This window comes from Loigolactobacillus backii, from assembly GCF_001663675.1.
Lineage (GTDB): Bacteria > Bacillota > Bacilli > Lactobacillales > Lactobacillaceae > Loigolactobacillus > Loigolactobacillus backii.
Map to the genome: position 1 here is coordinate 93,668 of NZ_CP014873.1, position 23,920 is coordinate 117,587.

The following is a 23,920-nucleotide window of genomic DNA, read 5'->3' on the forward strand; positions in this document are numbered from 1 at the left end:
ATTTACGATTTCTGGACCAAATAATTTTTTAAGCGTTTAACAGCTTCTTTAAGGTCAGTCAGACTAGCTGCATAGCTAATGCGAACGTAGCCTTCACCACCGCCACCGAAGCTAGCACCAGGAATCAAGGCCACCTTGGCCTCCTGGGCTAATTCATAACAGCATTTAAAGCTGTCCTGAGGCAAACTTGCCGGAATTTTAACAAATAGGTAAAAAGCCCCTTCTGGTTTAACGCACTCAAAGCCAATCGCCTGTAAGGCGGTGAATAAGTAATCGCGGCGTTTTTCATAAGCCTGTTTCATCTCTTGACCGTCATTTAAGCCGTTTTTAAAAGCCTCTAAGGCCGCATCTTGTGCAACCGTGGTCGCGCTAGTGATCGCAAATTGATGCACTTTGCCAATCTCCTGAGCAATAGCTGCTGGTGCCGCCAAGACACCTATCCGCCAGCCAGTCATCGCGTGGGATTTAGACACACCATTGAGTAAAATCGTTTGTTCCGGCAAAAGCTCAGCCATGGAAACGTGCGGCTCTCCATAAGTTAATTCACTGTAGATTTCATCACATAATACAAAAACATTGTATTGACGTAATACTTTGGCCAACGCCTCCAAGTCCTTGCGCCGATAAGTTACACCCGTTGGATTGGTTGGGTAATTTAGTACAAGCACCTTGGCCCGGGGATGATCTTTTAACGTTGTTGCCAATAGCTCTGGCGATAAAACAAAATGATTAGCCGACGTATCCATAAAGACTGGCACACCTTGGTTCACAGTTGTATCTGGTATGTAAAGTGGAAAAATTGGTGTTGGAATTAATACTTCGTCACCTTTTGAAACAATCGTTGTTAGCGCCGAAAAAATGGCCTCAGTGGTCCCCGCCGTCACCAAAATTTCGCTGGCCGGATCATAATGCACGTTGTACTTTGTTGCTAAGTAATTTGCCGTGGCCTGCCGAACCTCAATTTTCCCCGCTGAATTAGTGTAATGACTGTCATTTTGTTCAATAGCACTAACACCGGCGGCCTTAATGTGTTCTGGTGTTGTAAAGTCTGGTTCCCCCAACGTTAGTTTTAAAATTCCCGGGATCTTCGAAATATCTTGGTTGAATTTTAAAATTGAGGAGGGCTTAACCGCTGCCACCTCAGGCTTTAACAGTTTGACTAGTGCACTTAACTTATCTTCTTGCATCTCAATCATCCTTCCTGCTACCAAAATTTGTAATAAAAAAACCACAGCGACTAATTCCGCTGTGGTTGATAATTGGCTAATTCATTAAGGTAGCCCACACAGCGGAAATTAATTCTGCACTATGTGGTCAAAACACGTTAAAACACTTCTGGCCGCATAGTCTACGCGAAATACCAAAAGTAAAAGTAGTTATTTAATTGTACATTGATTAGCTGCATATTAAAAACTCCTTAAATTAACTATCTTGATTCTAACCTTACTATTAGATTACGTCAAGTTAAACTTAAAATCGGCATTAACGTTGATGCCGTGCCCGGCGACTAGGTGCCTGTGGCTCGCGACTAGTTGGTTGCGTAACCGTTTGTGTCTGAGTTTGTGCCTGGGTTAATCTGGTTGGTTTTTCTTGGGGTGCGTTCTTATCACGGTAGGCAACTTGAACCGCAACACTATAAGGATTATTCCCTGCCATTACCCCTGAACGACCGGCAACCTTATACGGACCGCCTGTCAAATAAGCATTGGCCAGCACAAGTTGGTACTGATTTTGCGCATCTTGCACTTGCATGAGACCAATTGAGCTAATTTCGCCAACATTAAGACTATCAATCGCATTTTTACCAGCATAAACGTAAAGGTGATCGCCTTCTTGGCGCATTTCGTAAAATGGTAATGGCGTTGCTTCACCAATTGCGTAAAATGGCTCAGGATTAGCATGGGCGTGGCGGTAAATTGCCTCATCCGAAAGTCCACCATAATTGAGACTAAGGTACCCACTAGCAACTAAGTTAGTGACCATTTCATTAATATTCTGTTGAGTTAATTCATCCACCGTCACTTTCGCCGGTAAGAGTTTATCCTGATTAAAAAGGCCTGCTGCTGGCATAACTCTTGTCCGACCAGCCGTCGCATTCGCTTTACCACTTCCAAGCATTGGATCGTCACTGGCTGAGGCTGCCTTACCACCTAACATTTTTTCAATTTTAGGTGAAATATCAAATTTCGCAGTTTTAGTTGTAAAGTAATAAATTACGTTTAAGGTTAAAAAATAGGCCAAAACAAAGAATAAGAGCATAAATAATAATCCCCGTCCCCAAACTTGCAGCCGTAAAAAATGGAAAGCCAAATAACCAATATAAATGTCACCTAAGATACCTAGAATGGTATAAACACGGTTTTTCAGCTTAACGTTCATATTAAAAAAGCCTAAATAGTGATTAAGCATATCTAAAAGACTAAGCACAAATAATTCCTCCTTTCCAGATTAATTCGCCGTTGTGGTTGTATCCTGCGTTGCTCCAGTGGTGCCTGTTCCGGTTTGGTTTTGGGAAGTTGAATTTTGTGTGTCTTGCCCACCTGTAGTTGTCGCCGAACTAGCCGTAGTTGGCGTACTAGAACTGCTGGCGGCCGTACTGCCCGTCGTCGCCTTATCGCTGGCTGAACTAGCATCGGTGGTTGCGGCCTCGCTAGTTTGATCAGTTGATGTTTGGTTGGCCTGATCACTACTTGTGCTTGGTGTCGAAGCTGTCACACTACTGCTACTCTCAGCCGGTTCGCTAGTAGATTCACTGGCCCTGCTGTCCCGTGAAGAAGACGCTTCTGAGTGACTACTTGATGACGTAGCGGCCGAGCTATCATTATTTGTTTTAGTTGTTGTCTGTTCCTGCTTGACTGGTGCAACTTTGTCAGCGACAACGTTAGTCGCTGCTAAACCAAGTACGATTGAAACAATCGCAAATGGCGTGATAAATGGCGGCGTTCGGTATGCCATTGTCAATTCCCCCTCATTTAATTTTATTAAACCATATAAATGCATAGAAAGCTTGACTAAAAGCTAAAGAATTCATTAAAGCATGTGTGGTTTGCTAGTAAACAAAAAAGAGGCCAGGCATAAAGTCTAACTTCTACGTTTCAACATAATTATTATACCGCAATTTAACAACGGCCTACTTTAACTTTTGCTTACAAGTGCCACATAATCCGTAAAGTTCAAAGTTATGGCTGTCAATTTCACAGTCAGGAATCTGTTCAGAAAAGAAATCCAACGGGCACATGGTAAGCTCGATTACCTTACCACAGTTTCGGCAAATAAAATGGTGGTGGTGTGGGTGCTCAAAATCACATTGGTATTTGACGGTTGCCTGTTCACCACGATTGCGTTGCTCCACAATTCCAATTTCGGCAAAAGCTTTAATATTTCGATAAATCGTATTATGACTCATACCTGGATATAAGGCGCGCATATGACCATCCACGGCCGTAACGTTAATGTAGCTGTGCTGAAACTGACTTAGATAAAGCAGCATATCCCGCCGTTGCTTAGTGACCTTATACCCATTTTGTTTCAATAAGGTTAATGCATTCCCTTTTACTTGCATAGGAAGCCCCTTTCACCATCTATTGTAAAACGTAATCATTATTGTTTAAAAATTATCTAACCAAGTTTAGCATAGTTGTTCCAATAAAAAAAGTTGCTTGATCAGACATCGCACCACGAATGCCAGTCTAAAACGGATCCATTAGGTTGTTACTCTTTTCACTTGCATAACATTAAAAAAAGTCCTATGCTAAATGTAAGCAATTTCTTAAAACAATTATAATTGATAAACAAAAAACTTGTTCTTCTAAAAAAATGGTTGTATGCTATTGTTATTACACATAAAAATCAGTTAAACATTGTACCTTAACTGATCAAGGAGGCTTTAAATATGAAATTTGGAAACTTTTCAAATAGCTGGTACCGCATTTCTTTGGATACCGAGCAGCAGATTTTCTACGCAACGAGTAAGCAACATCCTGAGCAAATTGCCAGTGGTATCACAATTGATGACGCAGTTCGTAAATTGACCGTTCAAACACAGCACATAGATTCCTTTAAGGGAAATAGTCAAGATCAAACTGCCTAAGGAAAGCTCAAGGGCTTTCTCTTTATACATAAATGCTTAAGTCGTGTTTGGAAAATATGTTCACTAGTATTTTCTAGACTAATTTAATGTAACCGTGTTTGAAAAGGTAGATTCTAAGGATTAGCCTAAACGCCTTTCCAAACACTCCCTAATCAGCTACTACCTCTTGCTTGATTTGCGTCATCAAGTGATCAGTCTGTTGCTTAGCTTGCTGCCAATCGTCGTTAATAATGACGTGAGCAGCTTTTTTTAATGCCGCCGGAATGATTAAATCCCGCTGATATTCTTGACTTGCCAACCGCTGGGCAATCATCTTAGTATTATCACCACGCTGGCTTAGGCGCTGAACAAGCACTTTCGGATCATCAACCATTAAATAAATTAAAACAACTCGCGTTCCAAGTGTTTTAACGTAAGTTGCTGCACCCTTAGTATCCAAAACAATACTTGCAAAATTATTTTTCTGCCAAGCCTTAGCCAACCCTTCATGCGATGAGCCATAGCTATAATCGGCGTACGTCACCCGTTCGATAAAGTGGTTCATTGCAAAAGTGGTTGGTGTTTCAAAATAATAATCAACGCCATTGGTTTCGGCGTGGCGTGGTGGACGCGTTGTGTGCGTTACTACCCGCGGAATATTGTAAGCTTGGCTCAAATAATGACTCACCGTAGTTTTACCACTCCCGGTCGCCCCAGTAATCACAAATAATCGTTGTCCCGTCATTTTCCGACTCCTTTAAATTAGCTAATAACCCTATCTTAACGGTAACGAAAAAAGAGTGCAATCAATTTTGCTGCAAGAATTTTTAAAAAGACGTTCGGCTTTTACGCTACAATTACGAAGTAGAACCTGAACGCTTTTGCAAACACTCTCTAATTGAATACAAAAAAGGGCCGCGCCAAAAATAAATCTTGGCACAGTCCTTTATAATTCTTATTTGAAATGCGGAACAAAGATTAGTTCATTCTACTTCCAGTAGCTCTAAATGCACCACGTAATAAATAATATAGTATTGGCACAATAATCGCCGTTGAAATAGAATTAATGATCGTTGCCGGTAAACTAAGAAAAGCTGAGACTACGGCAACTTTAAAAAGAGTTCCCGCCATTAAGGCTTCAACGATTGAAACCAAATAAGAAGTAAAAATCTTAGTGACACCTGCTACAATCCCAATTGTGACAATATGGCTGGTCCGATCATCAAATTTAAACAGCCGGTAAGTTGTGTGCACAACTAAAGCAATAACTAAAACTTCTAAAACGGTTAGCCACGAAGTCGCCGCGTAACCATTTAATAAATCAAAACCACCCAACCCAACTGCACCAGCAATTGCACCATTACGCGCGCCTAGAAATAAAATGGCAAGTACTGTCAGTGCATTTCCAAAATGAATAAATGGGCGGCCAACTAGTGCCGGAACCGGAATTCGTAAAACGGAAATTCCAATAAAGATGATTGCGGCAAATAGGCCAGTAAAAATAACTGCTCGTAATGAGTTTTTCTGTCGCATCTACTTACTCCTCTTGTCTTTTTTGCACGGTTTCAATTAATTCAGTAATCCCCGCCGCGTAGTTAACACCGTAGCGAACGTCACTTCCTGCTACTTGCGTTCGCTTAATTGCCTCTGTAACAAATTTTAGAGCAACTTCAGTGGCCGTTCGCAGTGCTAGACCGCGCAATACACCGCCAAATAATACACTAGCAAAAATATCACCGGTACCGAAATAATGACCCGTTAAACGCTTTTGCTGATAACTCCACGTTAATGAATCTTTCAATTCGGCGCCAATAATACCAATTGTACCATCAATCAACGGCACACCAGTAATAACAACTGCCGGAATACTGAAAACTTCAGTTAACTTCTGAGCTAGTGCCTTAGCTGTTGCAAGGGTACAAGGTACCGTACTCATATTTTCACCTAAAAGTAATTGTGCTTCGGTTAAATTGGGGGTTAATAAATCAGCTCGTTTGGCCAAATGGCGCATTTGTTCAACGTATTCTAGTGTAAAACCACTATAGAGTTGACCTTGATCAGCCATCACTGGATCAACTAAGACCTTGGCCTGTTCTGTTTTTAAATCAGTTAGGTGCCGCAAAATAACCCGTAATGGTTTGGCACCTAAATAGCCAAAGTAAAGCGCAGAAAATTTTAAGTCTAGACTTTGCCAGTGTTCGATGATTCGTGGCATTTCGGCCGCCAAATCAAGGTAACTTGGTGTTCCGAAGCCACCAGTATGCGTTGATAATAGCGCAGTTGGCAATAAACAGGGATTGAAATCAAGTGCGGCAAAAAGCGGTAATGATGCGCACAGCGAAACTTGACCGACACAAGAAAGATCTTCACTGATTAAAATCTTTTGCTGCTCAACCATTGATTAAACGATTCCTTGGGCCATCATTGCATCCGCAACTTTTAAGAACCCGGCAATGTTGGCGCCTGCAAGGTAATCACCTTCAACACCGTATTCTTTAGCAGCATCGGCAGATTCTTGATAAATATTCTGCATAATCTTCTGTAGGCGTTGGTCAACATCTTCAAACGTCCAAGAAAGACGGGCACTGTTTTGACTCATTTCAAGAGCTGAAACGGCAACACCACCAGCATTGGCAGCCTTAGCTGGGCCATAGAGCAAGTTAGCGTCCCGGAAAACTTTTACTGCTTCAGGAGTACTTGGCATATTTGCTCCAGCGGCCACTAATTGAGCACCATCTTTAACAACGAGCTTGGCTTGCTTGGCGTCAATTTCATTTTGCGTTGCACATGGTAAAGCAAGATCATAATCAACATCAAAGTCCCAAACTGAACCTTCATGGTAAGTCGCTGTCTTAACCCGATCAGCGTAGTCCTTAATTCGACCACGTTCAACTTCCTTAATTTGTTGAACAACTTTGTAATCAATTCCATTTTCATCGTAAACAAAACCATTAGAATCGGAAACGGTTAGGACAGTTGCGCCTAATTCGGCCGCCTTTTGAACCGCATAAATGGCGACGTTACCTGCACCCGAAACCTTGACTTTTTTATTATTCAAAGTTTGGCCATGATCTTTCAACATTGCGTCAACGTAGTATAATAAGCCAAAACCAGTTGCTTCAGTCCGTGCTAAACTACCACCATAACTGAGTCCCTTACCAGTTAAAATACCATTTTGTGAACCATTAAGACGTTTGTATTGGCCGTAAAGATAGCCAATTTCCCGGCCACCAACACCAATATCTCCAGCAGGAACATCTAAATCAGGACCAATGTGTTTTTGCAATTCAGTCATAAAGCTTTGCGTAAAGCGCATCACTTCACCGTCAGACTTACCCTTAGGATTAAAATCACTACCGCCTTTACCACCACCAATTGGTAGTCCAGTCAGGCTGTTTTTAAAGATTTGTTCAAAACCTAGAAATTTAATAATCGATAAATTGACAGTTGGATGGAAACGTAAACCGCCTTTATAAGGTCCAATCGCTGAATTAAATTGAACTCGGAAAGCCCGGTTAACTTGAACTTGGCCTTGATCGTCTACCCACGGTACCCGGAACTGGAAAGCCCGTTCCGGCTCCGTAAGTCGACCAAGTAGATTAGATTCCACGTATTCTGGGTGCTTTTCCAATACTGGTTTGATAGTTGTAAAGAAATTAGTCACAGCTTCAAGAAATTCTGGTTGGTTAGGGTCACGCTGTTCAATTAATTTTTGAACACTTTCTAGATATTCGCTTGCTTTAGACATAAACAAAAACCTCCTTAAGGTATTAAACAAAGTGTGATCAAGGTGGGTAAATCTTATTTCGTAATTACGGTTAGCCAGCAATTTTCCTAATGTTCAGGTAATCAAAGAGGTTGGGATAAAGGTCCTACCTAGTCACCTGCTATTTTCTGAACCTTATTCTAGGACGTGGGCCAAAAATCTGGGTTCACGTGCCTTTCAATAACCATAGTGCGGTTATTAGATTAGCTTACATTACGCAGTAAAACCAAAAACCGACTTTTGTCCCACTCCGAATCAATGCCGCTACACCATCCAACAAACTTGCTCATCTTTCGCACATTCACGACAATTCACTACTCTCTTAACCATCAATTAACTAGTGGTACGTGTTTGAAAAAGCAGATTCGGCAACAAAGCCCGTCATGGCCATCAACCACTACGAAGTAGAACTTGACCGCTTCTCCAAATAATCACTGATTATCTGATAGATAACATTATAGCACAATTAAAATACGGAAAGAATACTATGAGATAATATTTTTATAAAAAAAGAGTGCGATAAAAGGGTTCTACAATATCTGTTGTTGGTAATAGATTTTCATCTATTACTGATGACAGATTTTTTATTTATGGCTAGAATAAAAAAGCGGACATTTCCTGTCCGTTCATCCAAGTCAACCACCACGAAGATTTTTCAGAAAGAAGGAAATGCCCTATGTGTCATGATACTACAAAATTATTATTAGGAATAGCTGACGAGAACCTAAAAATTACTGACGGTGAAACTGGAGAAGACGGGGTTATTCGCTTAACTGGCCACTTGGATTACACGCCGAAGGCTTGTCCCAAGTGCGGGATTATCAATGATCAAAAGATTATTAACTACGGCTGGCGCAATACCACTATCAGATTCTCGAAGGTTCTGAGCAACACCGTCATCTTAGCCTTAAAGCGCCGCTATTTCCACTGTAAAGAATGTCACGGCAACTTTCTTGCACAAACATTGGCAGTTCCGAAACACTGTACAATTTCAAACACCAGCCGCAAAGAATGCCTAGAGAAGCTCGGTGAACCGGTCTCTTTGAAGCACATTGCCAATGAAGTATCGGCATCAGATTCATTTGTGGGCCGCCAGTTAATGCGCGCTGAACGAGACTTTCAAACCAATTGGCACTATTTACCAGAGATCATCTTAATGGATGAGGTGAAGAGTACCAAGAGCGCTACTGGTGCCATGAGCTTTGAGTTCATGAATGGCGAAACCCATGAATTAATCGACTTACTCCCTTATCGAACCATCAATAAACTAGAGAAGTATTTTTACCGCTTCGATCAAGCTGCCCGAGAAAACGTCAAAATTATTGTGACTGATATGAATTATACCTACCCCAAGCTTGTGCAGACCGTGTTCCCCAATGCCATGGTGGTCATGGACAAGTTTCATATTATCAACGCCCTAAATCGGGCGTTTAACAAAACCAGAATCAAGGTGATGAAGAAGTTTACCCCGTCTTCTCGCGAATTTCACGCCCTTAAGCGCTACTGGAAGCTGTTGTTAGTACCAACTGAACAGCTTAACTTTGAACAATTCAAAAAGTGGACTAATTTTCCTTACTGGATGGCTGCCACCGATGTTGTCCATCAGCTGTTATCGTTGGATTCAGAACTAGAACAAACTTATCAAGTCTTAAACAGCGTCCGGTCAGCTGTCCAACATCAAGATTGGCATAACTACAATGCGGCATTTTGGAATAACAAAACGTATTCTGAAGAAATGAAGAACACGATTAAAACACTTGAAAGCCATCATGATGAGATTCGTAACACCTTTACCACACACTATTCAAATGGTCCTTTGGAAGGTTCTAATAATAAAATCAAGGCGATCAAACGAGCCAGTTTTGGCTATCGCAGCTTCTGGAGGTTTAGAACTCGAGTACTATACGTTTTCAAAATCAAAACAAAAAGAGCCCTAATCACGAAGTGATTAGAACTCGAAATATGGATTCACCAACAACAGTTGACGAAGAGCCGATAAAAGCTAACATGCTTTTATCACACTCTCATTTTAAAAATTAATCAGCGTCAACGTCATTTGGAAATTGAGCAACGGATGCTTGACCATTTAATTCTTCTTCAATGCGTAATAATTCGTTGTACTTAGCAATACGTTCTGAACGAGCCATTGCGCCGGCCTTTAATTGACCACCAGATACGGCAACGGCAAAGTCAGCAACAAATGGATCTTCAGTTTCGCCTGAACGATGTGAGATCATTGTTGTGTAGCCATTCTTCTTAGCTAAGCGAATTGCTTCAATCGTTTCTGAAACTGAACCAATTTGGTTTAATTTGATTAAGATTGAGTTAGCAACGCCGGCCTTGATACCCTTACGGAAAATTGAAGGGTTTGTAACGAAGATATCGTCACCAACCAATTGTACTTGGTCGCCAAAGTCTTTTGTGAACTTAGCAAAGTTTTCCCAATCGTCTTCTGAGAATGGGTCTTCCATTGAGATGATTGCTGGGAATTTCTTCTTCAAATCTTTATAGTAGTTAGCCATTTCGTCAGCGTTAAAGCTGTGGCCTTCGAAGTTATACTTCTTAGCATCTTTATCATAAAATTCTGATGAAGCAGCATCTAAAGCAATACCGATATCAATGCCTGGTTTGTAACCAGCTTGTTCGATAGCCTTATAAAGCATTTCAACAGCTTCAGTTGTTGACTTCATGTCAGGAGCAAAGCCACCTTCGTCGCCAAGGCCTGTTTGGAAACCAGCATCTTCCAAAACTTTTTTCAAAGTATGGTAAGTGTTAGCAATCTTTTCAAGACCATCACGGAAGCTTGTCTTCTTAAGAGGTGTAATCATGAATTCTTGGAAATCAATACCATTGTCAGCATGAGCACCACCGTTGATAACGTTATGGAACGTTTGTGGTAATTCAATGTTAACTCCGCCTAAATAACGGTATAATGGTGTGCCTAATGCATTAGCAGCAGCACGTGCAGTTGCCATTGATACGCCTAAAATAGCGTTGGCACCTAAACGAGCTTTGTTTGGTGTGCCATCAAGGTCGATCATAATTTGATCAATTTCAGCTTGGTTAAAAGGTGAAACGCCCTTCAAAGCATCGTTGATTTCTGTGTTAACGTTGTTGACTGCTTTGCTAACACCCTTACCTTCAACACGATTGCCACCGTCACGTAATTCAGTTGCTTCAAGTTCACCTGTTGAGGCACCTGATGGAACTGATGCGCGACCTAATGTACCATCTGTTAAGATAACGTCAGCTTCGACAGTTGGGTTACCACGAGAATCGAAAACTTCGCGAGCTTTGACACTTTCAATTACTGCTGATTTAGCCATAAAATTGTTTCCTCCTTAAAAGAACGTTGCGTATGTAAGTAACGTCAAAAGCAGACGTTGCCCCACCACATAATTTCACTTAATATGTTAGCACCTTATTTTTTGATTGACAACTTTGGAAAGCGCTTTTTTAAAAATAACTTTAAAAAGCGCTTCCTAACCCCTAGTTAAGTAGGTTTGTTAAATCGGTAAAAAAGGCCGGATACGAAACATTAATCGCCTCAGCAGCATTTAAGGTCAAATGGCCTTGACTGATTAAAGCGGCGACGGCCAACATCAAACCGATGCGGTGGTCACCATGACTATCAAGTTGATCACTGGTAACAGCCTTCAAAGGTGTTGGCCCTGTAATCACCATCCCATCAGGTTGTTCTTCAATCTGGGCACCTAGCTTGCGGAGCTCAGCTGTCACAGTGGCAATCCGATCAGTTTCCTTAACCCGCAGTTCTGCGGCATCTTTAATGACGGTCGTTCCTTGGGCCTGGGTTGCCGCCAGTGCGATTAACGGAATCTCATCAATAACATTGGGAATTTCTGTGCCGCCCACTTCAGTTGCCTTAAGTGAGCTAGTGGACACAATTAAATCACCGCTAACCTCGAAGTCAGAATCAATATTTTCGACGCGAATATCAGCACCCATGCGGCTAAGAACGTCCAAAAATCCTGTTCGTGTTCCGTTTAAACCAACTTGTTTTAGACGTATTTCACTGTTAGAAACTAATATTGCCGCCAAAATAAAGAAAGCGGCCGACGACATATCACCGGGAACACGAAAGGATTGCGCTTTTAGCTGCGGTTGCGGTGGCACCGTTAGGGTTAGCCCCGTAATATCTACCTGCCCGCCAAATTTGCGCAGCATTCTTTCCGTATGATCCCGGGTCTGCGCCAGCTCAGTTAAATGGGATGGTTCATCAGCCTGCATGGCCGCAAACATTAAAGCGCTTTTTACCTGGGCACTGGCCACCGGGATCGTTTCGTCCAGAGCAGTCAACTTGTGATTACTTCGAATCGTTAATGGTAAATAATTTTCGTCTGTTGCTGTAATTGTCGCACCCATTTTTTGTAAGGGCGCAATCACCCGCTGCATTGGTCGCTTGCTTAAAGAAGCATCGCCACTAAACGTTATTGGAAATGGCTGTTTACTTAACAATCCCATTAAGAGACGCGTGGACGTTCCTGAGTTTCCCAGATCAATTGCCTGTTTGGCCGGTGTAAAGCCATTGAAACCGACACCTTCAATCGTTACTGAATCAGTGGTGCGTTGAATTTTAACGCCAAGTGCTTGTAAGGCACTAATTGTGTGTAAACAGTCGTCGGAAAAAAGAAAATGACTAATTTTGCTGGTTCCTTGAGCGATCGCACCAAACATAACACTGCGGTGGGAAATACTTTTGTCACCGGGAATCATTAATTCACCCTGTAAATGCGTGGCAGCCGTTACTAATTCTTTTTGCATATTTTTACTCCTCGTCTAGTACTGCGCTAGTTCGTCATGGTAAGCCTTAACCTGCGTTTGCAAACGAGGTAAGGCGTCGGCGTCAAACTTCGCCAAAACGGCCTGCGCTAGCGTAATCGCCACCATTGCCTCGGCTACAACTGCAGCGGCAGGTACCGCCGTCGTATCCGAACGCTCCACGTTAGCAACGTATGCCTCTTTAGTGTGAATATCGACACTACGCAGTGGTTTATATAACGTTGGAATTGGCTTCATAACCCCTTTAATGACTAGCGGCATTCCGTTAGTCATCCCACCTTCAAAACCGCCGAGATGATCACTGCCGCGGTAGAAGCCTTTAGTTTCGCTATAAAAGATTTCATCCATATCCTGACTACCAGGATGATCCGCCAAACTAAAGCCATCCCCAAACTCAACCCCTTTAAAAGCATTGATACTAATAATTGCCTGGGCCAATTTAGCGTCAAGTTTCGTATCGGCACTGACATAGCTACCGAGACCAACCGGCAAACCAGTGGCAAGCACTTCAACAACACCGCCTAATGTATCACCAGCCTTTTTTGTTTGATCAATTAGGCTGTGCATTTCAGCGGCTGCGGCTGCGTCATAAGTACGGACATCGCTGGCATTGGTCACCGCCGCTAGTGCTTTCAAATTACTAATTTTTGGTAATTTAGTTAAATCGGCTTTCACCGTTCCTAATTGCTGAACAAAACCTAATACCTCGACACCAATCGCTTGAAGTAATTGTTTGCAGAGACTACCAACTGCAACCCGCATCGTTGTTTCCCGTGCACTGGAGCGTTCCAAAACATTTCGCAAGTCCGCGTGTTGATATTTTTCGCCACCGACCAAATCAGCGTGCCCCGGCCGCGGCTTGGTTACTTGCCGAACTGAGTTGGCCGCCGTGGCTTCGGCCGTGGGACTCATAATCTCATCCCAATGAGCATAGTCGCGGTTAGTCACCTGAAGTGTAATTGGTGAACCCAAGGTTTTTTGATGACGAATGCCAGATGTGATCTGAACCTGATCAGACTCAATCTTCATTCGATTTCCACGGCCGTAACCTTGCTGCCGTCGTTTTAAATCAGCATTAATTTGTTCCACCGAAACCATTAGGCCGGCGGGAATTCCTTCAATAATTGCCGTTAGTTGTGGACCGTGTGATTCACCTGCTGTTGTGTAGCGCATTTTATTGCCACCTTTCTCATCTTAAACTCATTTTTATTGCTATTAGCTTAGCATAAGTCAACGACCTTGTGGAAATTAATTAGCGAATGGTCAAAAAGGATGAACGCTGTTTTCTTTCGAATTGAAGTACTAAGCCACAAATTCAATACTGGCCATTTAACTAGATCGTGTTTGGAAAATACCTTTATTAGTATTTTCCTAACTATTTTGGTGTAACCGTGTTTGACTACTTGATTAAGGCGCGGCCAAGTTATTTACTTGCCGGTCAACAAAATTTCCAGTAAAAATATATCAGGCCCCAAAATTAAGTAACCGATTTCTTTACTAATTTATTAGTCTTTATTCATAATTTCTTCACAACTTATCTCTATCATTAATAGTGTTGAAAGATTTGGTTGACTGACGTCTTAAAACTAGTTGCCCCGCGCCTTTTTAGTGCTTGAAGGCTCTGAAAAGTATAAAAATTAGTTTACGTCCTTAAAGGAGCACCAGAATATAAATTATTGTAGATAGAAATGGCATCAGGATAAAAATCCTGATGCCATTTTATATACTCGGTTTTACGGGGAGATTTAACAGATAAAGTGCCTGCTTATAATTTGGTGTAAACGTGGTCCAAGAAGCAGATCTCTGCGGTTGCCATGTTTCAACTTGGCGGTTTTTGCCGTAGTTGAATGGACAACGGATGAAGCATCAGGATTATTAGCGTGTTTTTGCTAATAATCTTCAATTGCGGAATAGTAGCTGCAGAAGTCGCTTTAGCTGTTTCACAGCAAAAGTGTCTTCTTAGGCTGCGACTCGGACTTCGGTTTATCCTAGTCCGATCGACATCGTTAGTAATCCTCAAAATCTAGGCACTTCTTACCTGCAGCAAACGTGGCCCAAGAAGCAGATTTCTGCGGTTAGCTACAGAAGTCGCTTTAGCTGTTTCACAGCAAAAGTGACTTCTTAGGCTAATCCTCAAAATCTAAACGCTTCTTGGGCCACTCTCTCTTTTTTAATGTTCAATCACTTTTGGTTCTGTCTTTATTTGTTCATCGCGTGCGCGTTTTAATTCATCGTAGTAACCCGCGTAGGTTGCGTTTTTATATGGATTCAACCAAAGGAAACCAAGACCAAAGGTGATCACCGATAAAATGTCCCAACCTAAAAAGCTTAGTTGCAGCACAAAATAATCAATTTTGTGACCATACATCAACGCCCGACTCTCAGTAATACTACCTAAGAAACTAACTGGTGCGTCGCCCGATACATCTCGTCGGTCTTTATAGACAAAATAACTTTGCTTATACGCATAGGATTTAACAATTCCAGGAATAATAAATAGGAGTGACCATAACCAAACGTAAATCATTTGGATAAAGAACAAACCAATTGTCCCCCAAAAATAGGGTTGTGAGAAAACTTGGAAGGCATCCCGCAATGGATGAACTTCATAATCACGATTACGCACCCAATCTAAGAAGGTATACTGAATTCCGACTAAGAAAACCGTTGAAACAATACTACCAATCATATTACCACCGTTATTGCCACCATTAGTGGAATAGTCAGCCGCATGACTAATTGATTCTTTAACATCATTGAAGTTAAAGCCCATCCAGCCCAACGCTACAATAAATGCAGCGATGAGTACTAATTGAATAATCGTTGGAATTAGATTCAACAAAATACCATTAAGCCAATTACCGCGCAATAAATCCTTGGACTGTTCCTTTAACTCACGTCTTGTTTTCACGCTATTTACCTCGTTTCTAAGATCAAATCAATTCTAAACTTTGTACCCCAACTCATGATAATCAATTATAACTGTTTTAAGTGGGTAAAGGCAAAAAAGCTGCCAAACATCGCCTAATTAATAAAACATTATTATCCGTAAAATTAAAGTCAACTGAGTGTTTTAATTTTCTTTTCATAAACTAGTGGCTATGCTAAGATTATAGACATTAAGCCTTAATTTATTCGGTTGTTTGGTGAAGGAGTGAAGTTTTATGTCAGTTTGGGAAAAAATGTTAAAAAAACAGAGTCTCGATAAGTATTTGGCTAAAGATAAACAGTTTGTTAAATCAATGAATGCTTTCGATCTGATGTCCTTGGGTATTGGGGCGGTTATCGGTACTGGTATTTTTATCTTGCCAGGAACCGTTGCCGCGTTGAAGGCCGGCCCGGCCATCGTATTGTCATTTGTCGTCGCCGCCATTGTTTGTTCAATTGCTGCTATGTGTTACGCTGAATTTTCCTCGGCCATGCCCATTGCCGGTTCAGCCTATTCTTACGGGAACGTTGTTTTTGGGGAATTTACTGGTTGGGTTTTAGGCTGGGCGCTCATCCTTGAGTATATGTTGGCAGTGGCCGCTGTGTCCACTGGATTTTCGGCCTACCTTTCCTCGTTTTTACAGGGCTTTGGCCTAGAAATTCCTAAAATATTTAGTGGCCCCTTTGATCCGGCCCACGGAACTTACCTTAACCTTTTTGCTGTTTTAATCGTTTGGCTAATCACTTGGATGCTTAGTCACGGGATGAAGGAATCTGTTCGGATCAATAACGTAATGGTCATCGTCAAAATAACGATCATTGTCATCTTCTTACTTGTCGGCGCCTTCTACGTTAAACCGGCTAATTGGCACCCCTTCTTACCGTTTGGAGTTAAGGGCATTTTTAAAGGTGCTTCAACCGTCTTTTTTGCCTATTTAGGCTTTGATGCCGTTTCGTCTTCTGCAGCCGAGGTCAAAAATCCCCAGCGCAATATGCCGATCGGTATCATTGGAACACTAATTGTAGCGACAATCTTATACATTTTGGTTTCCGCCGTTTTAACTGGTATGGTGTCTTATAAAGACTTAAACGTTGCTAACCCAGTGACTTACGCCCTGCAAAAAGTTGGGCAAAATTGGGTTGCCGGTATCATTTCAATCGGTGCCCTGGCCGGTATGTTTACCATGATGATCACTATGATTTACAGCAGTTCACGCTTGGTGTACTCAATTGGCCGTGATGGTTTACTGCCAAAGTTTTTAGGCCAACTACAAAGTAAAACGCATTTACCTCAGCACAGTTTAATTCTGGTGACGATCATTATTTCTATCTTAGGTGGCCTAATTCCACTAGACGAATTAACCAACTTAGTTAACATTGGTACTTTGATCGCCTTTACCTTCATTTCCATTGGCATTATTCCGTTACGCCGCCATAAGGAAATCAAAAACACTGGCTTTAAAGTTCCTTTGTCACCCGTTCTACCAATTATTTCCGCAATTTTTTGTATTGGTTTAATGGCCATCTTACCCGCGGAAACCTGGATTGCTTCGTTGATTTGGTTTGCCATTGGACTACTCATTTACTTCACTTACGGCATTCACCACGAAAATATTTCTTAATCTAAAAAGGCGGTTAGGAGTGTTTGAAAAGGCGGTTAGATTCTACTTCGCAATTGAGGATTATTAGCCAGAATCGCTAATAATCTTGATGCTACGAACGATGGCCATTCTTGTGGCAAAGTACATGCCGCAAGAAACATGGCTCTGAGGATTACTAACGTTGTCGATCGGACTAGGATAAACCAAAGTCCGAGTCGCAGCCTAAACAGCCGAATTACCTTTGAAAAAGGTGATTTGGCTGTTGTAGCTAACCGCAGGAATCTGCTTTTTCAAACACGTTTACATTAAATTAGTCCGAAAAATACTAGTGAGAGCATTTTCCAAACGTGAACTAGATTCTGAAGACAGTGTTTTAGTTTGGCGATTTTTGTCCCATTTAAAGTTCTCCAGACTATAACAAAGCATCCCTAAATCACCGAATTATTTAGGCTCTCTGTCAAATCCTGTTGATAGCCAATTTTACAGTGTTAGAAGTTAGGCAACTTCTAATGCTGTTTTTTTATTTGGTTTGGTGCGCATTTGTTGTAGTTTGATCCGTGAAACTAAATGGTGATAGTTGCGAAAACCAAAGGCCGTTCGCTGGATCTGTTTGATCATGCGATTGATGCCTTCAATGGGACCGTTCGAATACTTTGATTCACTGGCATTGAGGATGATCTCTAGGTTTTTCTTGAAAGTGATTAGTGTGGCCTTCATTTTGGGACTGAGTTGCTCATTGTGATATAAATAGATCACGAGCCCATCTTTATCGTAATTTTTTAGACAAGTCATGATGCCTTGCATGATGGTGTAGGTGTTCGCTAACGTTTCATCAAGCTCAAGACCCAACTGAACGCGTTCTTGCTGGGTTACTTGTTGGCGCAGATGGCGATCATAAAATAATTGTTTAACCTCCAGGTCATCACAATGTTTTAAGTACAGTTTCCAAGCGAATTTTAGGATCCGATATTCTTTGGTCCGTTTAGAATATTGTTTCATAAGCTGCACGCGACTTTGGTTGAACGCTCTGGTCATCATGGCGATAATGTGAAACCGATCGACGATGATCTTAGCGTTGGGGAATACGACTTTAACAATGTCTTGGTAGTAACTATTAAGGTCTAAAGTCACGGTTTTAACGCGCTGACGCACGCTGAGCGGAAACTGCTTAAAGTAAGCTATAATGTTTTGTTTCAACCGATCCGGCAGGATCTGTTGAATTTCATGATCACCAGCACCGTTAATACAAATAAAGTGCAGGACACCGCCAACACCACGTACTTCATCCATCGCTAAATGTTCTGGCAGATAGTTGTAATTCCGGCGAAAGAGATCATCATATTTATCTAGGTAGCGACAAACAGTACTGGGTGAGACATTATTGTCACAAGCAATACTCTTTTGGGTCCGATCATCTTGTAAATGCATAAAGATCTTTTGGCGAGTTGCCCGGGAGATATTGCAATATTTATCAACTAGCTCGGTCGTTGCCATCACACTAGTCCCACAGTTTTTACAAAGCAGGCGCTCTTTATGCAGTTCTAGGTACACCGGCTCACTGGCGTTGGCGGCTAGGTAGGTCACCCGGGAAAGGTAGTGACCATTATGATTGAACTGATCAAAGCCACACTGGGGGCAACGTTCAAGGCCGGTCTTGACAGTTGCGCGATAGACTTTAATTCGTCTGTTTTGTTTGTATTCGTAACCATAATCGAAAAAAATGACATTTGGGTCTTTAATACTGAGCGCAAATTTTATATGATTGTCTATAGGGTTCACGGTTTTCTCATATCCTTTCAAATGATACTTGTGGTGGGTAGATTTTTGGATGAGAGCTGTGAGCTCTTTTTCTGCACAAAAATCCTGTTAATAGTTTACCATTTGTAAACTATCAACAGGAAAAAGTATAGAGCCATTATTTATGAAAGCGACTGTTTAGTGCTCGAATTAACTACAGAAGCTCAATTTTCAAACACGTTACCAAAAAATAAGGTTGCTGGCAAAATTAATTCTGCCAGCAACCCTATTTTTTACTCTAAATTAGCGAACTACTTCACGCGTGCCAAGAAATAACGTTTCTTACCCCGGCGAACAATCACAAAGCGGCCATCAAAGGCAGCCGCAGGATCAACAGTGAATTCCAGATCCCGAATTCGGTCACCATTAATTGTAATGGCGCCATTAGTGACGTCCTCACGAGCCTGACGCTTAGATTTTTCAATCTCGGTATCAACCAAAAACTGAACAACATTATTAGGTTCTGTTGAAACCGTCATTGATGGCACATCCGCGAAACCTTGCTCGATTTCCGCCGCAGTTAATTCTTTTAAATCCCCCGAGAAAAGCGCTGCGGAAATATGCTCGGCCTGCTTAACAGCAGCCTCACTATGCACAAATTTGGTAACTTCTTGGGCTAAACGACGTTGGGCTTCTCGTTTTTCTGGCTGTGTTTTAACCTTATCGGCCAAGGCAGCAATTTCTTCTTGCGACAAGAAAGTAAAGTATTTCAAATATTTAATAACATCACGATCATCTTGGTTTAACCAGAATTGATAAAATTCGTAAGGTGACGTCTTTTCCGGATCAAGCCAAACTGCCCCACCAGCGGTCTTCCCAAATTTAGTCCCATCGGCCTTTAACATCAGTGGAATTGTCAACGCGAAGGCCTTTGCGTCAGCACCTTCTTGCTTATGAATTAAATCAATTCCGGCCGTAATGTTTCCCCACTGATCGGCGCCACCAATTTGTAGTTGAACGTCTTCATGGCGGTATAAGTGTAAGAAATCAATTGATTGCAGAATCTGATAAGTAAATTCAGTAAACGAAATACCAACTTCCAAACGACTGGCCACAACCTCCTTATTCAACATCGTATTTACGTTAAATAATTTACCGTAATCCCGCAAAAAATCTAACAAAGAAAGTTTGGATAACCAATCGTAGTTATTAACAATCCGAAAATTATCCGTGCCAAATAATTTTTCCATTTGTGCGGATAAATGATCCTGATTGTGTTGAACTTGGGTCATCGTTTGCAAAACCCGCTCCGAATTTTTACCGGATGGATCGCCAATTGCGCCGGTGCCCCCACCAATAACAATCACTGGATGGTGGCCAGCTAGTTGAAATCGTTTCAACATCATGAACGGAATCAAGTGTCCAATATGTAAGCTATCGCCGGTTGGATCAACGCCACAGTATAAACCAATCTGTTTTTCACTCGTTAATTCGCGCAACCCAGCTTCATCCGTCGTTTGGTTAACGGCGCCCCGCCATTTAAGTTCATCAATAATATTCTCCGTCATTTTATAACCTCCGTTAATACTGTTTAAAATTATCATAACTAACAAAAAAAGTCCCCAACCAAGTCAAAAACTTGATCAGGGACGAAAATTTTTCCGCGTTACCACCCAAAGTTATAGCTGCTGCTATCACTCGCCTCATTTTTATCGAAATGACCCGTGACATCCGCGTAAAAAGTGTAATTCGCGTTGTAACATCGGTTAGTTTTCAGCCACCACTAACTTTCTGAACGATTGGTCACGCCACTACTGTACTTTTTGTGTCCGTTATGAAATTAAGTTTACTATAACTTACACCGTGGTGCCTGTCAAGCCGGCGCTCAGAACGCATTAATCAATTAGTCAGTCCTTTTTAATGGCCATAATCAATATTGACGTAATCGGTTTAGGTACGCTAATAGGCCCTCTTTTTTAGATTCACTACTTCAAGTAGAATTTCAAATTAGGCTGCTTGTTAAGCTGAATCGCCGCTTTAATCCAGAGGAAGCCTAGACTATCTAGAAGTGGACTATCTTGCAACGATAGTGCCTGGGGCGCAAAGCCCATTTGCTTAGCCAAATCCGTTACTTGTTTCACTGCAGCCTGATCGTCGCCAGCAAAGAATTGAACGCTGCCCTCTGGCTTAATCATGTTGGCAGAGCCTGTTTGGTTGAAGCCCTTAACAACTGCCGTATCCGGTAAAGTTTCTTGAAGTAACTGGGTTTGTGACTTGCCAGCGAAAGTTTTAGGACCAGAAAAGTCACTGGTAATGGCGTTAGTCACGTCTACCAAAATCTTACCCTTCAAATCGGCCTTTAACTGCTTGGCCAAATCAAGCACTGTCTGACCAGGAACCGCTAAGATTAGTAAATCAGCAGCCTTAGCCACATCGGCATTGGTTTGGTAATCGGCTGTTGCCTTTCTTGAACCAAGCAATGGTGTATAGCCATTCGTCGTTAAATTCTCTTTTAAAGCCGTGCCAACTTGGCCACTAGCTCCTAAAATTCCAATTTTCATAATCGGCCTCCTTAAAAACTTTTAAATCAACTTCATTTTACTACAAACTAATTTTACTAGTACCGATTTTTACTTACTCGTTTTTCAATTAATTCTATCTAGATGCAGATTTTAAAGAAACTAATTCTTATCAGGTCGACGTTTATACCAACCTAAGCCGATTGCAATAAGCACAAGGCCGCCGCCTACCCAAATTAGATAATTTTCTTGTTGTGATTGCGTTCGCGGCAGACTTTCGACTGCTAGGTTTCTTATTTCAGAACGATTTGGTTTACTGACCAAATGGGGTCTCTTCGTCTCCAGCGACTGGGAGGCCAACTCAACTTGACCAGAATTACCGTTGCCATCTGTTTTCTTTGCCCCAAACACAGGTGATTGCAGCGTCATCCCTACGCCGGCCACCATTAAGCAGTTAAGTATTAAATACAACCACTTTTTATTGTGGACACTCATTATTAGCCCCCTCACTAGGACACCTAACCTTATTTACAACCGTTATTAGGCAAAATTGTAATTAAAGAATGCAGAATTTTACTTACAATTTTAAACTAACTTTTCCCCAATTAACGTTAGACCCATTTCACAAGTTTGTGCTAAAACATGCTTTGCTTCGCCTTTAAAATAGTACTTCTTTGCCATTTGTAAATTGGGACCAACCAGACCAATGCAAACAGTTCCCGCCGGCTCACCAGCGAGCGCTTCCGGACCAGCGGCGCCCGTAAAAGAAATCGCGTAGTCCGTCGCCGCCAGATCTTGGGCCTTAATTGCCATTTGTTGCGCAACCTTATTACTGACAACACCATACTGCCGAATCAGTTTTGGCGCCACGCCCAGCAATTGCGTTTTTGATTCGCTTGAATAAGTGATAAAGCCCCCCGGATAAACGTCACTAGCCGCCTCAGTTGCCGCCAATTGGGTTTGAAATTGACCACCAGTCAAACTTTCAGCTGCAGTTAAGGTTAATCCTCGTTCTGCTAAAAGTTGTGTTAATTCAGAAAATTCCATTTATACACCTCATTTTCAAAAGAACGTTCAAAAAAAGAACAACTATTGCCACGTGTATTTTTTCCCACAAATTATCAATTACGTTTTTTATGCAAACCTACTTTTTTTCAGCATAGCAAATAACACTGGCCAACAAAATGAATAAACATACTAAAGTATATAAATTGCTTTCACCAACGTAGCTATATTAAAGTGACAGTATGATTAATTGTTGGGTAATGTAACTTGGCCTTAATTCCAGAAATATGATTCTGCTTAGGCGGTGGAAAATATTTTTAAGAGTATCTCTCTAGCCGATTTAGTGGAAATGTGTTTGAAAATTACCTTTGTGAGTATTTTCTGACTAATTTGGTGTAAATCATTGCCCGGTCAACCTTTAAAGCAATGAAATATCCATTTTCTAAAAATAAAATTTTACCGTGACAGCAAACAGACCCTCAACCCAAGGAGGTACAAAAATGACAAAATTTGATGAAGAAAAGCACCTAGAAGAACACTTTGAAACCGAAACAAATCGTAGTGGCGCCCACGACAGCAATATGAGCTATGATGAGCAAAACGAAAATCCAATGGAAAAACCCGAAGTCACACCAGAACAAGTTCCTGACGCCACCGAAACGATGAATTTCAATAAAACGGACCCACATAATAATGAGGCCGCGGATCAACGCCGGCAAAACGACACCAGTGTTTACTTGGCGGATAAACAACCCAAGGATGAGGATAAGTAACCAACAATTGCGAAGGAAGTGATTAGCGTTGAATCAAAAAGCACCGGAAATTGTGACTGAATTGCGGCAAAATATTGTGCGCATGCCAGAGATCATTCACCAAGCCAGCGGTATTATTATTTTGGGTAAACGAATTCGTTCGATCATTTTCTCTACTGATATGGCAATTATTAAAAATACCAACGCCGACGCTGTCATTGCCGTTTATCCATTCACACCCCACCCAGCGATCATGCAAGGGATCAGCATGGTGGCGGACATCCCCGTTTTTGCCGGAGTTGGTGGTGGCCTAACTCACGGTCAACGTTCGGTAAACATTAGCCTGTTTGCCGAAAGCCTTGGTAGTCTCGGCGTGGTCATCAACGCACCGACACCGATTGAAACAATTAAAGCGGTCAATCAAGTCGTTGACATCCCACTTATTTTAACGGTGGTTACGGATCGAACCGATTTAAAACCGCGCTTGGCGGCGGGCGTTGATATTGTTAATATTTCTGGCGGTAAAAATACGGTCAGCATTGTGCGGCAAGTTCGGCAAAAATACCCTGAATTACCGATTATCGCCACTGGTGGTAAATCTGATGAAACCATTGAGGCAGTCATTGCCGCAGGGGCCAACGCCGTCACTTACACGCCACCAAGTAATGGTGAACTTTTCAGTAAAAAAATGGCTCTTTATCGGAAACAAGAAATCGAAAGAACCAAAAATAATACTTAGCCGA

22 protein-coding genes and 1 other annotated feature are annotated in these 23,920 nt (G+C 41.7%); of the genes, 5 read left to right on the forward strand and 17 right to left on the reverse strand.

The genetic code is table 11. The annotated features are described in order from the left end of the window. Positions 1-2 precede the first annotated feature (2 nt). The 4 genes from AYR53_RS00385 to AYR53_RS00400 form a co-directional block, all read right to left on the reverse strand. Entirely contained in the window at positions 3-1,187 is a 1,185-nt protein-coding gene (locus tag AYR53_RS00385; RefSeq protein WP_068222705.1) for an aminotransferase class I/II-fold pyridoxal phosphate-dependent enzyme, read from the reverse strand. 295 nt (positions 1,188-1,482) lie between these two features. Continuing rightward, entirely contained in the window at positions 1,483-2,427 is a 945-nt protein-coding gene (locus AYR53_RS00390) for a DUF6681 family protein (RefSeq protein ID WP_068279981.1), read from the reverse strand. A gap of 21 nt (positions 2,428-2,448) precedes the next feature. Further along, a complete protein-coding gene (locus AYR53_RS00395) occupies positions 2,449-2,955 on the reverse strand; it encodes a hypothetical protein (protein WP_068279978.1) in 507 nt (168 codons plus the stop codon). Positions 2,956-3,130: 175 nt separating this feature from the next. Beyond that, complete coding sequence (locus tag AYR53_RS00400; protein ID WP_068279975.1) at positions 3,131-3,562, reverse strand: Fur family transcriptional regulator; 432 nt, start codon at positions 3,560-3,562, stop codon at positions 3,131-3,133. A gap of 330 nt (positions 3,563-3,892) precedes the next feature. On the opposite strand from AYR53_RS00400, the gene AYR53_RS00405 reads away from it, so the two are divergent. After that, positions 3,893-4,090 carry a hypothetical protein gene (locus AYR53_RS00405; RefSeq protein WP_068222688.1) on the forward strand — a complete coding sequence of 66 codons (198 nt, stop codon included), beginning with the start codon at positions 3,893-3,895 and terminating at the stop codon, positions 4,088-4,090. A gap of 148 nt (positions 4,091-4,238) precedes the next feature. Here the strand turns inward: AYR53_RS00405 and AYR53_RS00410 are convergent, their stop codons facing one another. The 4 genes from AYR53_RS00410 to gdhA form a co-directional block, all read right to left on the reverse strand. Continuing rightward, positions 4,239-4,814 (reverse strand): guanylate kinase, encoded by a 576-nt coding sequence (locus tag AYR53_RS00410; protein ID WP_068222686.1) that lies wholly within the window; start codon positions 4,812-4,814, stop codon positions 4,239-4,241. Between the two features lie 233 nt (positions 4,815-5,047). Beyond that, positions 5,048-5,602 carry an ECF transporter S component gene (locus AYR53_RS00415; RefSeq protein ID WP_068222684.1) on the reverse strand — a complete coding sequence of 185 codons (555 nt, stop codon included), beginning with the start codon at positions 5,600-5,602 and terminating at the stop codon, positions 5,048-5,050. A 4-nt stretch (positions 5,603-5,606) separates the two neighbouring features. Further along, positions 5,607-6,467, reverse strand: a complete 861-nt coding sequence (locus AYR53_RS00420; protein WP_068222682.1) for a pyridoxamine kinase — start codon at positions 6,465-6,467, stop codon at positions 5,607-5,609. A gap of 3 nt (positions 6,468-6,470) precedes the next feature. Continuing rightward, positions 6,471-7,817 (reverse strand): NADP-specific glutamate dehydrogenase, encoded by a 1,347-nt coding sequence (gene gdhA, locus AYR53_RS00425; RefSeq protein ID WP_068222680.1) that lies wholly within the window; start codon positions 7,815-7,817, stop codon positions 6,471-6,473. A 694-nt stretch (positions 7,818-8,511) separates the two neighbouring features. On the opposite strand from gdhA, the gene AYR53_RS00430 reads away from it, so the two are divergent. Then, entirely contained in the window at positions 8,512-9,783 is a 1,272-nt protein-coding gene (locus AYR53_RS00430) for an ISL3 family transposase (protein WP_068279055.1), read from the forward strand. 88 nt (positions 9,784-9,871) lie between these two features. Here the strand turns inward: AYR53_RS00430 and eno are convergent, their stop codons facing one another. From eno to AYR53_RS00450, 4 genes are all read right to left on the reverse strand, one after another. Next, positions 9,872-11,161, reverse strand: a complete 1,290-nt coding sequence (eno, locus tag AYR53_RS00435) for a phosphopyruvate hydratase (protein ID WP_068222676.1) — start codon at positions 11,159-11,161, stop codon at positions 9,872-9,874. 163 nt (positions 11,162-11,324) lie between these two features. Next, positions 11,325-12,617 (reverse strand): 3-phosphoshikimate 1-carboxyvinyltransferase, encoded by a 1,293-nt coding sequence (aroA, locus tag AYR53_RS00440; protein WP_068279972.1) that lies wholly within the window; start codon positions 12,615-12,617, stop codon positions 11,325-11,327. 15 nt (positions 12,618-12,632) lie between these two features. Then, the gene (aroC, locus tag AYR53_RS00445) at positions 12,633-13,808 is read right to left on the reverse strand and encodes a chorismate synthase (protein WP_068222661.1); all 1,176 of its coding nucleotides are present in this window, start codon (positions 13,806-13,808) and stop codon (positions 12,633-12,635) included. A 997-nt stretch (positions 13,809-14,805) separates the two neighbouring features. Further along, on the reverse strand, positions 14,806-15,546 hold the full coding sequence (locus tag AYR53_RS00450; RefSeq protein ID WP_068279970.1) for a DUF975 family protein: 741 nt from the start codon (positions 15,544-15,546) through the stop codon (positions 14,806-14,808). 253 nt (positions 15,547-15,799) lie between these two features. Between AYR53_RS00450 and AYR53_RS00455 the strand changes: the two genes are divergently transcribed. Then, positions 15,800-17,185, forward strand: a complete 1,386-nt coding sequence (locus tag AYR53_RS00455; RefSeq protein WP_068279968.1) for an APC family permease — start codon at positions 15,800-15,802, stop codon at positions 17,183-17,185. 474 nt (positions 17,186-17,659) lie between these two features. On the opposite strand, the gene AYR53_RS00460 is transcribed toward AYR53_RS00455, so the two are convergent. From AYR53_RS00460 to AYR53_RS00480, 5 genes are all read right to left on the reverse strand, one after another. Further along, positions 17,660-18,943: an ISL3 family transposase gene (locus tag AYR53_RS00460; RefSeq protein WP_068224565.1), complete on the reverse strand. Its 1,284-nt coding sequence runs from the start codon at positions 18,941-18,943 to the stop codon at positions 17,660-17,662. A 269-nt stretch (positions 18,944-19,212) separates the two neighbouring features. Further along, entirely contained in the window at positions 19,213-20,469 is a 1,257-nt protein-coding gene (tyrS, locus tag AYR53_RS00465) for a tyrosine--tRNA ligase (protein ID WP_068279965.1), read from the reverse strand. Positions 20,470-20,543: 74 nt separating this feature from the next. After that, positions 20,544-20,739: a binding site (T-box leader), on the reverse strand. Between the two features lie 147 nt (positions 20,740-20,886). Further along, positions 20,887-21,462 carry an NADPH-dependent F420 reductase gene (locus AYR53_RS00470; protein WP_068279963.1) on the reverse strand — a complete coding sequence of 192 codons (576 nt, stop codon included), beginning with the start codon at positions 21,460-21,462 and terminating at the stop codon, positions 20,887-20,889. Positions 21,463-21,582: 120 nt separating this feature from the next. After that, on the reverse strand, positions 21,583-21,915 hold the full coding sequence (locus tag AYR53_RS00475; protein ID WP_068279960.1) for a hypothetical protein: 333 nt from the start codon (positions 21,913-21,915) through the stop codon (positions 21,583-21,585). Between the two features lie 90 nt (positions 21,916-22,005). After that, positions 22,006-22,467: a CinA family protein gene (locus tag AYR53_RS00480; RefSeq protein WP_068279958.1), complete on the reverse strand. Its 462-nt coding sequence runs from the start codon at positions 22,465-22,467 to the stop codon at positions 22,006-22,008. A 458-nt stretch (positions 22,468-22,925) separates the two neighbouring features. Here AYR53_RS00480 and AYR53_RS00485 point away from each other — a divergent pair, with 458 nt between their 5' ends. Together AYR53_RS00485 and AYR53_RS00490 are read left to right on the forward strand one after the other, a co-directional pair. Continuing rightward, entirely contained in the window at positions 22,926-23,198 is a 273-nt protein-coding gene (locus AYR53_RS00485; protein WP_068279956.1) for a hypothetical protein, read from the forward strand. A gap of 82 nt (positions 23,199-23,280) precedes the next feature. After that, positions 23,281-23,916, forward strand: coding sequence for a beta/alpha barrel domain-containing protein (locus AYR53_RS00490; RefSeq protein WP_068281261.1), 636 nt, complete (start codon positions 23,281-23,283; stop codon positions 23,914-23,916). Positions 23,917-23,920: the final 4 nt, after the last annotated feature.

Coding starts and splice junctions, on each gene's coding strand:
- AYR53_RS00385 (WP_068222705.1), bottom strand. CDS start 1,187: ATGCAAGAAGATAAGTTAAGTGCACTAGTCAAACTGTTAAAGCCTGAG.
- AYR53_RS00455 (WP_068279968.1), top strand. CDS start 15,800: ATGTCAGTTTGGGAAAAAATGTTAAAAAAACAGAGTCTCGATAAGTAT.
- AYR53_RS00490 (WP_068281261.1), top strand. CDS start 23,281: ATGCCAGAGATCATTCACCAAGCCAGCGGTATTATTATTTTGGGTAAA.
- AYR53_RS00480 (WP_068279958.1), bottom strand. CDS start 22,467: ATGGAATTTTCTGAATTAACACAACTTTTAGCAGAACGAGGATTAACC.
- AYR53_RS00400 (WP_068279975.1), bottom strand. CDS start 3,562: ATGCAAGTAAAAGGGAATGCATTAACCTTATTGAAACAAAATGGGTAT.
- AYR53_RS00470 (WP_068279963.1), bottom strand. CDS start 21,462: ATGAAAATTGGAATTTTAGGAGCTAGTGGCCAAGTTGGCACGGCTTTA.
- aroA (WP_068279972.1), bottom strand. CDS start 12,617: ATGCAAAAAGAATTAGTAACGGCTGCCACGCATTTACAGGGTGAATTA.
- AYR53_RS00430 (WP_068279055.1), top strand. CDS start 8,512: ATGTGTCATGATACTACAAAATTATTATTAGGAATAGCTGACGAGAAC.
- aroC (WP_068222661.1), bottom strand. CDS start 13,808: ATGCGCTACACAACAGCAGGTGAATCACACGGTCCACAACTAACGGCA.
- AYR53_RS00485 (WP_068279956.1), top strand. CDS start 22,926: ATGACAAAATTTGATGAAGAAAAGCACCTAGAAGAACACTTTGAAACC.
- gdhA (WP_068222680.1), bottom strand. CDS start 7,817: ATGTCTAAAGCAAGCGAATATCTAGAAAGTGTTCAAAAATTAATTGAA.
- tyrS (WP_068279965.1), bottom strand. CDS start 20,469: ATGACGGAGAATATTATTGATGAACTTAAATGGCGGGGCGCCGTTAAC.
- eno (WP_068222676.1), bottom strand. CDS start 11,161: ATGGCTAAATCAGCAGTAATTGAAAGTGTCAAAGCTCGCGAAGTTTTC.
- AYR53_RS00415 (WP_068222684.1), bottom strand. CDS start 5,602: ATGCGACAGAAAAACTCATTACGAGCAGTTATTTTTACTGGCCTATTT.
- AYR53_RS00475 (WP_068279960.1), bottom strand. CDS start 21,915: ATGAGTGTCCACAATAAAAAGTGGTTGTATTTAATACTTAACTGCTTA.
- AYR53_RS00410 (WP_068222686.1), bottom strand. CDS start 4,814: ATGACGGGACAACGATTATTTGTGATTACTGGGGCGACCGGGAGTGGT.
- AYR53_RS00420 (WP_068222682.1), bottom strand. CDS start 6,467: ATGGTTGAGCAGCAAAAGATTTTAATCAGTGAAGATCTTTCTTGTGTC.
- AYR53_RS00405 (WP_068222688.1), top strand. CDS start 3,893: ATGAAATTTGGAAACTTTTCAAATAGCTGGTACCGCATTTCTTTGGAT.
- AYR53_RS00395 (WP_068279978.1), bottom strand. CDS start 2,955: ATGGCATACCGAACGCCGCCATTTATCACGCCATTTGCGATTGTTTCA.